The sequence below is a fragment of the Streptomyces sp. NPDC006207 genome, from assembly GCF_040613835.1.
GTDB lineage: Bacteria > Actinomycetota > Actinomycetes > Streptomycetales > Streptomycetaceae > Actinacidiphila.
Genome location: NZ_JBEXSX010000029.1, coordinates 1 through 12,704, shown reverse-complemented (window position 1 = coordinate 12,704; position 12,704 = coordinate 1). Strand labels below are relative to the sequence as shown.

12 protein-coding genes are annotated in these 12,704 nt (G+C 73.7%); 5 read left to right on the top strand and 7 right to left on the bottom strand.

Annotated elements, in window-relative coordinates:
* Positions 1 to 39: 39 nt before the first annotated feature.
* Genes ABZ312_RS23180 through ABZ312_RS23170 form a run of 3 tightly spaced genes read left to right on the top strand, consistent with a single transcriptional unit; the run spans position 40 to position 2,612 of the window.
* Positions 40 to 1,095 carry an ADP-ribosylglycohydrolase family protein gene (locus ABZ312_RS23180; protein ID WP_500321580.1) on the top strand — a complete coding sequence of 352 codons (1,056 nt, stop codon included), beginning with the start codon at positions 40 to 42 and terminating at the stop codon, positions 1,093 to 1,095.
* Positions 1,096 to 1,104: 9 nt separating this feature from the next.
* Entirely contained in the window at positions 1,105 to 2,097 is a 993-nt protein-coding gene (locus tag ABZ312_RS23175; RefSeq protein WP_500321581.1) for a ketopantoate reductase family protein, read from the top strand.
* Positions 2,094 to 2,612: an NUDIX domain-containing protein gene (locus ABZ312_RS23170; RefSeq protein WP_500321582.1), complete on the top strand. Its 519-nt coding sequence runs from the start codon at positions 2,094 to 2,096 to the stop codon at positions 2,610 to 2,612. Before ABZ312_RS23175 ends, ABZ312_RS23170 begins: the two co-directional genes overlap by 4 nt.
* 177 nt (positions 2,613 to 2,789) lie before the next feature.
* Here the strand turns inward: ABZ312_RS23170 and ABZ312_RS23165 are convergent, their stop codons facing one another.
* On the bottom strand, positions 2,790 to 4,589 hold the full coding sequence (locus tag ABZ312_RS23165; RefSeq protein WP_500438658.1) for a gamma-glutamyltransferase family protein: 1,800 nt from the start codon (positions 4,587 to 4,589) through the stop codon (positions 2,790 to 2,792).
* Positions 4,590 to 4,630: 41 nt separating this feature from the next.
* Between ABZ312_RS23165 and ABZ312_RS23160 the strand changes: the two genes are divergently transcribed.
* Entirely contained in the window at positions 4,631 to 5,449 is an 819-nt protein-coding gene (locus ABZ312_RS23160; protein ID WP_500321584.1) for a nucleotidyltransferase domain-containing protein, read from the top strand.
* Between the two features lie 42 nt (positions 5,450 to 5,491).
* On the opposite strand, the gene ABZ312_RS23155 is transcribed toward ABZ312_RS23160, so the two are convergent.
* Entirely contained in the window at positions 5,492 to 6,415 is a 924-nt protein-coding gene (locus ABZ312_RS23155) for a cupin domain-containing protein (RefSeq protein ID WP_500438657.1), read from the bottom strand.
* 154 nt (positions 6,416 to 6,569) lie between these two features.
* Between ABZ312_RS23155 and ABZ312_RS23150 the strand changes: the two genes are divergently transcribed.
* Positions 6,570 to 7,310, top strand: coding sequence for an SIR2 family NAD-dependent protein deacylase (locus tag ABZ312_RS23150; RefSeq protein WP_500438656.1), 741 nt, complete (start codon positions 6,570 to 6,572; stop codon positions 7,308 to 7,310).
* A gap of 60 nt (positions 7,311 to 7,370) precedes the next feature.
* Here ABZ312_RS23150 and ABZ312_RS23145 read toward each other — a convergent pair whose 3' ends face one another.
* The 5 genes from ABZ312_RS23145 to ABZ312_RS23125 all read right to left on the bottom strand — a co-directional run.
* A complete protein-coding gene (locus ABZ312_RS23145; RefSeq protein WP_500321588.1) occupies positions 7,371 to 8,354 on the bottom strand; it encodes an aldo/keto reductase in 984 nt (327 codons plus the stop codon).
* Positions 8,355 to 8,452: 98 nt separating this feature from the next.
* The gene (locus ABZ312_RS23140; protein WP_500321589.1) at positions 8,453 to 9,883 is read right to left on the bottom strand and encodes a phytoene desaturase family protein; all 1,431 of its coding nucleotides are present in this window, start codon (positions 9,881 to 9,883) and stop codon (positions 8,453 to 8,455) included.
* On the bottom strand, positions 9,880 to 10,698 hold the full coding sequence (locus tag ABZ312_RS23135; RefSeq protein ID WP_500321590.1) for an inositol monophosphatase family protein: 819 nt from the start codon (positions 10,696 to 10,698) through the stop codon (positions 9,880 to 9,882). The genes ABZ312_RS23140 and ABZ312_RS23135 overlap by 4 nt, the downstream gene beginning before the upstream one ends.
* A gap of 57 nt (positions 10,699 to 10,755) precedes the next feature.
* The gene (locus ABZ312_RS23130) at positions 10,756 to 12,294 is read right to left on the bottom strand and encodes an NCS1 family nucleobase:cation symporter-1 (protein ID WP_500359638.1); all 1,539 of its coding nucleotides are present in this window, start codon (positions 12,292 to 12,294) and stop codon (positions 10,756 to 10,758) included.
* An 18-nt stretch (positions 12,295 to 12,312) separates the two neighbouring features.
* On the bottom strand, positions 12,313 to 12,704 hold a 392-nt coding region (locus ABZ312_RS23125; RefSeq protein ID WP_500438655.1), incomplete at its 5' end, for an LLM class flavin-dependent oxidoreductase.

The window sequence follows — 12,704 nt, the reverse complement described above, 5'->3', positions numbered from 1 at the left end:
GGACCCTATCCCGGGGTGTCCGGGCGGTACACCGGAGGCATGGCCCTCTCTCTCCACGACCGCATCCTGGGCGGCTGGCTCGGCCGGATCGCCGGCAACATGCTCGGCAAGCCCGTCGAGCGCGGCGACCACTGGACCCGGGAGCGCATCGACCGCTACCTACGCCGGGCCGGGGCGCTGCCGCTGACCGACTACATCCCGGCGCTGGACCCGCCTGCGGATCCGGCGGAGTTCGAGCTGCGCCCGGAGTGGCCGCAGTGCACCCGCGGCAACATCCACGGCAGCGCGCGGGACGACGACGTCGACTACGCGATCCTCGGGCTCGACCTGCTGGAGACGTACGGCCCGGACTTCACCACCGAGCAGGTCGGCGAGCTGTGGCTGCTGCGCCTTCCCTACCTGCAGACCTTCACCGCCGAGCGCGCGGCGTACCGCAACCTCGCGGGCGGGATGAAGCCGCCGCTGACGGCCACGGCCGACAACCCGTACCAGGAGTGGATCGGGGCGCTGATCCGCGCCGACGTCCACGGCTGGACCTCCCCCGGCGACCCTCGGCGGGCCGCGTCGCTCGCCCGCCGGGACGCGGTGCTGTCGCACACGGGGAACGGGGTGTACGGCGCGATGTGGGCCGCGGCGCTGATCGCGGCGGCGTTCACCGCGCCCGACGCCCGGGCCGCGCTGGAGTCGGCGCTGCAGCACGTCCCGCCGGGCTGCCGGCTGGCCCGCACGGTGCGCCGGACGATGGCGCTGCACGCGGCGGGGCTGGACTGGGCCGGCACGATGGCGGAGCTGGACGAGGAGACGCGCGGGCTGCACTGGATCCACGCCGTCCCCAACGCCGCGCTCGTCACCGCCGGGCTGCTGTACGGCGCGGGCGACTTCACCGCCACGATCGCGCTGACCGTGCGCGGCGGTCTGGACACCGACTCCGGCGGCGCGACCGCCGGTTCGGTGGCCGGGGTGTTCTGCGGCGCAGCGGCGATCCCGCCGCAGTGGACCGAACCGCTGGAGGACCGGGTGCGCAGCGCGGTGTTCGGCTTCGACGGCGTGGCGATCAGCGAACTCGCCCGTCGCACGGCGCTGCTCGTGCCGTAGGGTCCGCGTGTGCGATACATCGTTGTGGGAGCGGGCGCGGTCGGCGCGACGATCGGCGGCCGGCTGTACGAGAGCGGTCACGAGGTCGTCCTGGTCGCGCGGGGAGCGCACCTGGAGGCGCTGCGCGAGCGTGGGCTGACGCTGCGGACGCCGGACGGGACGCTGTCGCTGCCCGTCCCGGTGGCCGGCGGCCCGGAGGGGCTGACGCTGCGCGAGGACGACGTGCTGGTGCTCGCCGTGAAGACGCAGGACACGGAGGCCGCGCTCGCTGCCTGGGCCCCGGTCGCGGACCACCTGCCGCTGGTCTGCGCCCAGAACGGCGTCGCCAACGAACGCATGGCGCTGCGCCGCTTCCGCGACGTGTACGGCATGTGCGTGTGGCTGCCGTCGACCCACCTGGAGCCCGGCGAGGTGGTCGCCCCCTGCGGTCCGCTCACCGGCATCCTCCACCTGGGCCGCTACCCGCACGGAACGGACGGGCTCGCGCGGGCCGTCTCCGCGGACCTGGAGAAGTCCTCGTTCGCCGCCCCGGTCGTGGCCGACGTGATGCGCTGGAAGTACGCCAAGCTGCTGTCGAACCTCGGCAACGCGGTCGAGGCGCTCTGCGGCGGCTGGGACGACACGGCCGCCGGCCTCGTCAAGCGGGCGCGGGCCGAGGGCGCCCAGGTGCTCGACGCGGCCGGCATCCCGTACGCGGGCGAGGAGGAGCAGGCGGCGGTCCGCGGCGACCGGGTGAGCCTGCGACCGGTCGACGGCTTCGCCCGGGGCGGCGGCTCGTCCTGGCAGAGCCTGACCCGGGGCACCGGGAGCGTCGAGGCGGACTGGCTCAACGGCGAGATCGTGTTGCTGGGACGGCTCCACGGGATACCCGTCCCGGTCAACGAGACGCTGCGACGGCTCGCGAACCGTGCGGCACGCGACCGCCGCGCCCCCGGAAGCCTGGACCCGGCGCAGGTGGCCGCCGCCGTCGAGGGTCGCGAACCCGTAGGTTGGGGCTCGTGACGACCACCGATTTCGACGCCTACATCGACAGCCTGCCGAAGATCCTCGCCGGGGCCAGCACGCTCTTCCGCGACGGCGACGGCCGGATCCTGATCGCCGAGACCACCTACCGCCAGGACGGCAAGTGGGTGCTGCCCGGCGGCACCATCGAGTCGGCCGACGGGGAGACCCCCCGCGAGGCGGCGCGCCGGGAGACCCTGGAGGAGGTCGGTCTGGACGTCGAGCCGGGCGCCCTGCTCGCCGTCGACTGGGTGCAGTGGCCGGGCCGCCCGCCGCTGACCTCCTACCTGTACGACGGCGGCGTGCTCGGCGAGGCCGCGCTCGGCGCGATCGTGCTGCAGGAGGAGGAACTGTCCGCCTGGCGGATGGCGACGCCCGAGGAGGCCGAGGAGTACCTCTCCCCCGGCCTCTACCGCCGTGTCCGCGCCGCCCTGGCCGCACAGGCGGACGGCGCCTGCCCCGTCGAACTGGTCAACGGCCGCCCCCCGGTGGTCGGTCAGCGGCCCACCGCGTAACCCCGCATGCCGCGGGGGTCGGCCGCACCGGTCTCCGGGTCGCGGGCCACGGGGCTGTCCGCCCGGCGCATGGCAACGCCCCCGGAGACCGAGGAGCAGTCCCGCCACCGGCCTCCACCACAGGTCCGCGCCGCCCTGCCGGCCGTGCCGGCGGCCGGCGCCTGCCCGGGCGGCGGGTCAGCGGCCCACCGCGTAACCCTGCATGCCGCGGGGGTTGGCCGCGGAGGACAGGACGCCGGTCTCCGGGTCGCGGGCCACCGCGCACAGGCGGCCCTCGGACCAGGGGGCGGCAACGGTGACGTCGTGGCCGCGGCTGCGGAGCCCGGCGATGACGGACTCCTCGAAGCGGCTCTCCACGGTGAGGCTGCCGGGCCGCATCTCCCGGGGGTGGAAGGAGCTCGGGAAGCTGTCGTTGTGCCAGTTGGGCGCGTCGATGGCGCCCTGGAGGTCGAGGCCGCCGCGGACGGGGGCGCGCAGGGCGACGCCCAGGAAGAAGTGCAGCGACCACTGGTCCTGCTGGTCGCCGCCGGGGGTGCCGAAGGCCATCACCGGCACGCCGTCGCGCAGCGCGAGCGACGGGGTGAGCGTGGTGCGCGGACGGCGGCCCGGGGTGAGGGAGTTCGGCAGCCCGGGCTCCAGCCAGGTCATCTGCAGGCGGGTGCCGAGCGGGAAGCCGAGCCCGGGGACCACCGGGTTGGACTGGAGCCAGCCGCCGCTGGGGGTGGCGGCGACCATGTTGCCCCAGCGGTCGACGACGTCGAGGTGGCACGTGTCGCCGCGGGTCGCGCCGTTGTGGGCGACGGTCGGCTCGCCGACGCCCATGGCGTCGAATCCCGTTGCCGCGGCGGCGTCGTGGAGCGGGAAGTGCGGCAGCCGCGGAGTACGGCCGCGCGGGCTGCCGGGGCGCAGCTCGTGGGAAGCCCTCGCCTGGTCGACCAGGGCGCGCCGTGCGTCGTTGTAGGCGGGTGACAGCAGTTCGGCGAGGGGGACGTCGTCCTGGGCGTCGCCGTACCAGGCCTCGCGGTCGGCCATCGCCAGCTTGGTGCCCTCGACCAGGGTGTGCACGTAGTCGACGGAGCCGTACTCCAGTTCCGCGGGATCCGGCGGCAGCAGGGCCAATTGCTGCAGGAAAGCCGGGCCCTGGCTCCACGGTCCCGCCTTGCAGACCGTCCAGCCGTTCCAGTCGAAGGTCACCGGGTCCTCGTGGTGCGCCTCGTACGCGACGAGGTCGTCCCCGGTCAGGGTGGAGGCGTGCCGCTCCCCCGTGGTGTCCATCGCGGGACGGGCGGCGAAGGTGGCCAGCGCCTCGCCGATGAAGCCCTCGCGCCACACCCGCCGGGCCGCCTCGATCTGCGCCTCCCGGTCGCTGCCGGCGGCCTCCGCCTCCCGCAGCAACCGCCGCCAGGTGGCGGCGAGGTCGGGGTTGCGCAGCAGGTCTCCCGGCCGGGGCGGGCGGCCGCCGGCCAGGTACAGCTCGGCCGAGGTCGTCCACTCCGTCTCGAACAGCGCCTGGACGGAGCCGACCGTGGCGCCGACCGCCTCCACCGCGGGGTGGCCGTGCTCGGCGTAGCCGATGGCGTAGGAGAGCACGTCCGCGAGCGGCTTCGTGCCGTGGTCGCGCAGCAGCACCATCCAGGCGTCGAACGCACCGGGCACGGCGGCCGCGAGCGGACCGGTGCCGGGGACGAAGTCCAGGCCCAGCGCTCGGTAGTGGTCGACGCTCGCCCCGGCCGGGGCGGGGCCCTGGCCGCAGAGCACGCGCACCGGACCGCCGGCGGGCGCGACGATGATCGGCACCTCGCCCGCGGGCCCGTTGAGGTGCGGCTCCACCACGTGCAGGACGAACCCGGCGGCCACCGCCGCGTCATAGGCGTTGCCGCCGCTCTCCAGCACGGCCATCGCCGACTGCGAGGCGAGCCAGTGCGTGGAGGAGGCCATGCCGAAGGTGCCTTGGAGGGTGGGCCGGGTCGTGAACAATTCCGTACTCCTCGCGCCGGGGGTGCACCTACACTCGCACGATGCCCCACGAGCGCGAACACGTACCCCCAGTCTCCTCCATGGCACGGTCGCTCGCCCGGGTCCCCGGTGTGGTCGCGGTGATGCTGGGCGGCAGCCGGGCGCGCGGAACGCACCGCCCCGACTCCGACTGGGACCTCGGCGTGTACTACCGGGGCGAACCGGACCTGGCGGCGCTCGCCGCGCTCGCCGACGAGGCGACGGGCACACCGGTGGAGATCGCCGGCCCCGGCGGCTGGGGTCCCTGGGTGAACGGCGGGGCGTGGCTGCGCGTCGACGGCGTCCAGGTCGACTGGATCCTGCGGGACCTGGACCGGGTGGGGCGGGTGTGGGACGACTGCCGCGCCGGCCGCTACGAGGTCGGTGTCCAGGCCGGCCATCCGCTGGGCTTCTGGTCCCCCGTGTACGCCGGTGAGGTCGCCCTCGGCCGCGTCCTGGCCGACCCGGCGGGTGAGCTGACCGCGCTGCGCGAGCGGACGCTGGTCTACCCGGAGCCGCTGCGCGAGGCCCTCGTCGGGGCCTCCTGGGAGGCGGACTTCCTGGTCGTGAACGCCCGCAAGTCCGCGGGTGGCGGGGACGTCCTGCACGCCGCCCTGTGCCTTTCACGGGCGGTCGGGGTGCTGACGCAGTCGCTCCACGCCCACCACCGCGTGTGGTGCCTCAACGAGAAGGGCGCCCTCGCCGCCGCGGGCGCCCTCCCCGACACCCCGCCCGGCTTCCGGTCCCGCGCCGAAGCGGTGCTGTCCGGCCTCGGCGACCCGGTCACGGCGGTGGAGGACGCCGCCGCCCTCGTCGCGGACGTCCGCGCGGCGCTGGGCTGACCCCGGGCGGAAACGCGCGGGTCCCGGCGCCGGACGAGCGGATCAACCGATGTTGGTGTGCTGCGCCCAGTCGTTGTGGAAGGTGAACCCGCCGCTCGCCGGCGGCATCGGCGACTGCACCTCGATCCAGCACAGAGGCTCCGTGCCGAGGGCCGCGAATCCGTGCGACGCGCCGACGGGCGCGAAGACGAGGTCGCCGACCCCGGCCAGGTCCTGCTCACCGTCACAGAAGGACCGCGTCTGTCCGGAGATCAGGTAGTAGATCTCCTCGAACGGATGGAAGTGCTCCTTCGCCGTCTTGAGCGGGGCGTTGTCCACCACGCCCGGGGTGAACTGCACGATGAACATCGCGTGGTGGCGCGCCCCGAGGAGGTCGTCCACCATCATGCGGATCTGGACGTTCTGCACGTTCGCCCCGTGGTAGCCGGGCATGGAGATCGACCCGGGCGGCGCCATGTCCGTCTGATCGAAGTGACCGACGTACGGCTTGGCCGGGTCGAGTTCGTCGACGGCCACGCCCTGCGTCGGCACCCGGGTCTCAGGCGCTTCGAACACCCCCCACGTCCCCCTGCCGTCGATGGGGCGCGGCTGGGGAGCGTGCACACGCAACATGCGCACGCGCTGATCCGTGGGGTTGCTCCACGCGTGACCGACGGCGTAGGGCACGAGGCCGAAGTCATGGGGACGCAGGGCGTACCGGTGGTCGGCCACCGCGAGCAGCGGGTTGCCCTCCAGGACGAAGAACGACTCCTCGAACGGGTGCCGGTGACCGATGACCTGGCCACCGGGCTCGAGTTCGACGATCGCGATCGACAAGTGGCTGGCGCCGCTGTCCGGGCCGAGGAAATGCGCCACCCTGACGCCCTTGCCCGGCTCACTCGGGTGCGACTCGACGAACTCAAGGGAGTTCCCCCGGCGGATGCTCAAGGATCGGGGGGCCCGCAAGACCTCTGCTGACTGCTTCATGGTCACCTTTCCCTGCTTGGTCCAGTGGTACGAGACTGTTCACGACCGCTGTTAGTCGAGACAAAATCGCAGGTGAACGCGGGTGTGGCCGGTGGGCGAGCGGCACCCCCGATATACGTTCGCGCCGGGCCGCCAGCCGTCCTACCCTCGGCGCATGGCCAGGCCTCTCGTAGCCGTCCTCAGTGGCGCAGGTATCTCCACCGACTCCGGCATCCCGGACTACCGCGGTCCGAACGGGCTGTGGCGGCGCGATCCGGAGGCGGAGAAGCTCGTGACGTACGAGCACTACATGGCCGATCCCGATGTGCGCCGCAGGTCGTGGCGGATGCGCATGGAGAGCCCGACGCTGGAGGCTCGGCCCAACGCGGGGCATGACGCGATCGTCCGGCTGGAGCGGTCGGGCGTGGCGGTGCGCGTGATCACGCAGAACGTCGACGGGCTGCACCAGATGGCGGGGCTGCCCGAGCGCAAGGTGCTGGAGCTGCACGGCACGGCCCGCGCCGTCGTGTGCACGCGGTGCCACGACCGGGCGCCGATGGACCAGGCGCTGGCGCGGGTCCGGGCGGGCGAGCCGGACCCGGCGTGCGGAAAGTGCGGCGGGATCCTGAAGTCGGCGACCGTCATGTTCGGGCAGCGGCTGGATCCGGTGGTGCTGGGCAACGCGATGGCCATCGCCAAGGGCTGCACGGTCTTCATCGCGGTCGGCACCAGCCTGCAGGTGCAGCCTGCGGCGTCGCTCGCCGGGATCGCGGCGGAGCACGGGGCGCGGCTGGTGATCGTCAACGCCGAGCCGACGCCGTACGACGTGATCGCGGACGAGCTGGTGCGCGAGCCGATCGGGAGCTCGCTGCCCGCGCTCCTGGACGGGATCGCCCGCGAGGCCGCCGCGGGGTGACGCGCGTGCCCCCGGACGGATCGTCCGGGGGCACGGCTCAGGGCAGGTTCGCCGCGGCGGTCACCAGCGGTGGTGGACCTGGGCGCGGATGCGCCGGTCGTACAGGTCCCGCACGGCGTCCAGCGTGCTCTGCGGCAGCGGCGGCAGGGCCGCGGCCTCGGCGTTGGCGCGGGCCTGCTCGACGGAGCGGGCGCCGGGGATCACGGTGGTGACGCCGGGCTGCTGGATGATCCAGCGGAGCGCCGTCTGGGCCGGGGTCGCGCCCTGCGGGGAGAGGGCGGTGAACTCGGCGGCGGCCTCCAGGCCGGTCGCGTAGTCGACGCCGGAGAAGGTCTCGCCCTGGTCGAAGGACTCGCCGTGCCGGTTGTAGGTGCGGTGGTCGTCGGCCGGGAAGACCGTGTCCTTGGTGTAGCGGCCGGACAGCAGGCCGGAGGCGAGGGGCACGCGGGCGATGATGCCCACCCCGGCCTCGGCGGCGGCCGGCAGGACCTGCTCCAGAGGCTTGAGGCGGAAGGCGTTGAGGATGATCTGCACGCTCGCGACGCCCGGCCGGGCGATCGCGGTCAGCGCCTCCTCGCAGGTCTCGACGCTGACGGCGTAGGCCGCGATGCGCTCCTCCTCGACGAGGGTGTCGAGGGCGTCGAAGACCGCGTCCGAGGAGTAGACGGCGGTCGGCGGGCAGTGCAGCTGCACCAGGTCGAGGGTGTCGACGCCGAGGTTGGCCCGGGACCGGTCGTTCCAGGCGCGGAAGTTGTCCAGGACGTAGTTCTCGGGGACCTGGGCGACCCGGCGGCCCATCTTCGTGGCGACGAAGATCCCGGCGTCCGGGCGCTCCCGGAGGTAGCGCCCGATCAGCTGCTCGCTGCGTCCGTCGCCGTAGACGTCCGCCGTGTCGAAGAGGGTCACGCCCTCCGCCACGGCCGCGTCCAGGACGGCGAGTGCGTCCTCCTCGCGGACCTCGCCCCAGTCGGCGCCCAGCTGCCAGGTGCCGAGACCCACGACGGACACCTTGCGGCCCGTCCTGCCCAATACGCGCTGCTCCATGCCTTCGATGCTAGTCGCTGCCCCGCCGGCCGCGGCCGACGGGGCGGGCGCTACCGGGCTACCGGGCTACCGGGCTACCGGGCTACCGGGCTACCGGGCTACCGGCGGGCGGTCCCCTCCAGGTGGCGGCGCACGGCGCGGGCCGCGTGGTGGCCGGACATGCCGTGGACCCCCGGGCCGGGCGGGCTGGCGGAGGAGCAGAGGAAGACCCCGGGGCGCGAGGTGGTGTACGGGTTCCACTGCAGCTTGGGGCGGAAGGCCGTCTGGAGGCCGGCGAAGGCCCCGCTGGCGATGTCACCGCCGACGTAGTTGGCGTTGCGGGCGGCGAGTTCGGCCGGTCCGCTGACCGCCCGGGCAAGGACGAGGTCCCGGAAGCCGGGGGCGAAGCGCTCGATCTGCCGCTCGACGGCCTCGGTGGCGTCGCCCCGAAAGCCGTTGGGCACGTGCCCGTACGCCCAGAAGACGTGCTTGCCCTCGGGCGCCCGCCCGGGGTCGACGACGGTGGGCTGGGCGGTGATGAGGAACGGGGTCTGCGGCGGGCGGCCGCGTACCGCCCGGTTCAGCGCGTCGCCGATCTCGCCGAAGCTCGGCCCGATGTGCACGGTGCCGGCCCGGCGGGCCTCTGCCGCGGTCCAGGGCACGGGGCCGTCCAGGGCGTAGTCGACCTTCCAGACCGCGGGTCCGTAGCGGTAGTTCCGGTACGCGTCGCCGAGCCCGGCGATGCGCGCCAGCGCGGTCGGCGAGGTGTCGAAGACGTACGCGCGCGCCGGCGGCAGCTCGTCGAGCTTGCGGACCATGACGCCGGTGTGGACGGTGCCGCCAAGCAGCCGCAGGTAGGACGCGAGGGCGTCGGCGAGCGACTGCGAGCCGCCGCGCGGGACCGGCCAGCCGACCTCGTGGCCGGAGACGGCGAACATCAGCGCCGTCGCACCGGTGAGCGGGCTGGTCAGCGGGGCGATCGCGTGGGCGGCGAGACCGGCCAGCAGCCCGCGGGCCTTCTCGTCGCGGAACAGCCGGGCGAGCACGGACACCGGCGGCAGCCCGGTCAGCCCGAAGCTCGCGAAGCGCAGCGGGTCGCGGGGCAGTCCCCGCCACTGGGGGCGCAGGAAGTCGTGGGCGAGGGTCTTCCAGCGGCCGACGTACGGGGCCAGGAGCCTGCGGTAGGTGCCCGCGTCGCGCGGTCCGAGCGAGGCGGCGGTCGCGCCGACGGTGCGGTCCAGCACCGCCGCGGTGCCGTCGTCGAAGGGGTGCGCGAGCGGCAGCTCGGGGTGGAGCCACCGCAGGCCGTGGTCGGCGAGCGGCATCGCGTTGAACGCGGGCGAGCCGGCGCCGAGCGGGTGCACGGCCGAGCACGGGTCGTGGCGGAAGCCCGGCAGGGTCAGCTCCTCGGTGCGCGCGCCGCCGCCGACCTGGTCGCCGGCCTCGAAGAGCTCCACGGAGTGCCCGGCGCGGGCGAGTTCGACCGCGGCGGTCAGGCCGTTGGGCCCGGCTCCGACGACGATGACGTCCGTGACGTGTGCCCTGCTCATCGGTCACCTGCCATGAGGTCGACGACCCGTCGCGCGGTCGCCTCGTCGCGCGCCACGGAGAAGGGGAAGGCGTTGCCGCCGCCGATGCGGAAGGGCACGCCCTCCGCGGTGATGCTGGCGCCGCCGGCCTCGGTGACCAGCAGCAGTCCGGCCGCGTGGTCCCAGGGCGACTCCCAGGTGAAGGCGACGGCGTCGATGGCGCCCCGGGCGACCTCCAGGTAGTCCAGCCCTGCGCAGGTGCACTGACGGGACTCGACGCCGTCGGTGCCGAGCCCCTCGAACCGGCGCCGCTCCTGTTCGTCGAGGAAGGCGAACTGCGAGGTGGCGACGGTGAGCGCGGACCCGCCGGAGTCGCGGGCGGTGCGGATCGGCTCGCCGTTGAGCAGGGCGCCCCCGCCGCGTCGGGCGGTGGCCATGAGGGCCAGCCTCGGCACGTACGTCCAGGAGGCGTGCACCTCGCCGCCGCGGGCGAGCGCGACGAGCGTGGCGAACTCGGGCCTGCCCGCGACGAAGTTGGCGGTGCCGTCGACGGGGTCGACGATCCACACCGGGTCGTCCCCGCCGATGCGGCGCAGGACGCCCGGGTCGGCGTGCACGGCCTCCTCCCCCACCACGACCGAACCGGGCAGCAACGCCGGCAGTTCCTCGGCGAGCCGCAGCTCCGCCTCGCGGTCGGCGACGGTGACCAGGTCGCCCGGTCCGGTCTTGTGGCTGATGTCGGTTGCGCTCAGCCGGCGCCAGCGCGGCACGACCTCCGCCTCGGCGGTCGCGCGCACCGTGTCCTCGACCGCCTTGAAGAGTGCGTCATCGATCACTCCTCCATCAGACCAGATCGTCCGCGGCGCCGCGCACCCGTGGTGGCTTTGGCGGGTTCACGCCGTCCGTGCGGCGGGGCCCGCCTTCCGCATCAGGGCGCTGTACAGCACGAACGAGCTGACCAGGCCGACCGCCCAGCCGTAGTCCGCGAGCGGCTTCAGCAGCGGGATCAGGCCGTCGACGGGAAACGGGCCCTGCTTGCGGCCCTCGGCGTCGACGGTGGAGTACGAGCCGCCGACCGCCAGCAGGCCGCCCACGACGAGGGCGAGCACCGCCCGCCAGTTCCAGCCGCGGTGGTACCAGTAACGGCCGCCACCTGCCTCGTACAGCTCGGGCAGCGCCAAGTGGGTGCGCCGGACGACCCAGTAGTCGGCGATGAGGACGCCGGCCACGGTGCCGAGGACACCTCCGACCACGCCCAGCCAGGTGAAGATGTACAGCTCGGGGGTGGAGGTCAGTTTCCAGGGGAAGATCAGCACCCCCACGACGCCGGTGATCAGCGCGCCGGTGCGGAAGTCGACGTGCCGGGGCGCGAGGTTGGACAGGTCGTACGCCGGGGAGACCACGTTGGCCGCGATGTTGACGCTGATGGTGGCCACCAGCACCGTGACCAGGGCGTACAGCAGGCCGATGACGTTGTCGGTCTTGCCGGCCAGTTCGACCGGGTCCCAGATGGCCTCGCCATAGACCGCCTGGGAGCCGGAGGTGACCAGCACCGACAGGACGGCGAAGAAGGTCATCGTGGTCGGCAGCCCGAGCGACTGGCCCCAGACCTGGGCGCGCTGCCCGGCCCCGAAACGGGTGAAGTCGGGGATGTTGAGGGAGAGGGTCGACCAGAAGCCGATCATGCCCATGAGGGCGGGGAAGAAGACCTTCCAGAAGTCCCCGCCCCAGCCGAGGGCGGAGGGCTGGTCCAGCAGGTGGCCGAGGCCGCCCGCCTTGTTGGTGATCCAGACCAGCAGGACGACGGCGCCGACGAGGACGAAGGGCGCGGCCCAGTTCTCGAAGCGGCGGAGCGTCTCCATGCCCCGGTAGATGATCGCGAGTTCCAGCGCCCAGAAGGCGAGGAAGCAGACCCACAGCGTCCACGGGTAGCCCGCCACGTGCGCGGCGCCCGCCCAGCCGCCCCAGATCTTGCCGAGGAGGACGAAGATGCCCTGGCCGCCGATCCAGGTCTGGATGCCGAACCAGGCGCAGGCCACGGCGGCGCGCAGCATCGCCGGGAGGTTGGCCCCGCGCACCCCGAAGGAGGAACGGGCCAGCACCGGGAAGGGGATGCCGTACTTGGGGCCCGCGTGGCCGGTGAGCAGCATCGGCGCGAGCACGATGACGTTGGCCAGGGCGATGGTGAACACCGCCTGCTTCCAGTCCATGCCGAGGGCCACCAGGCCGGAGGCGAGCGTCCACGACGGGATGTTGTGCGCCATCCCGATCCACAGCGCGGTGAAGTTGTAGGTGGTCCAGTGCCGTTTGGCGACGGGGATCGGCAGCAGGTCCTCGTTGGCGTACGGACCGTGCGGCACGGCCGCGTCGAGGCGGAGCTCGACGCGGCCGTCGGGGTGCGTGATCTGGTCGGGCGGCGTGGGGGCCGGCATGGGTGCGCTGCTCCCCCCTCAGCCGCGCAGTGCGGGGATGACGGTGGAGCCGTAGGCGTCGATGGTGGACTCCTTGGCGTCGTGCATGTCGTAGACCGCGAACTGGTCGACGCCGAGGGCCTTCAGGGCGCGCAGCTTCTCGATGTGCCGCTCGGCGGTGCCCAGGAGGCAGAAGCGGTCGACGATCTCGTCGGGGACGAACGTGGTGTCGGGGTTCCCCGAACGGCCGTGGTGGGAGTAGTCGTACCCCTGACGGGCCTTGATGTAGTCGGTGAGTTCGTCGGGCACGGAGGCGGAGTGTTCGCCGTACCGGGCCACCAGGTCGGCGACGTGGTTGCCGACCATGCCGCCGAACCAGCGGCACTGCTCGCGGGCGTGGGCCAGCGCCTGCGGGGAGTCGTCCTCGGTGA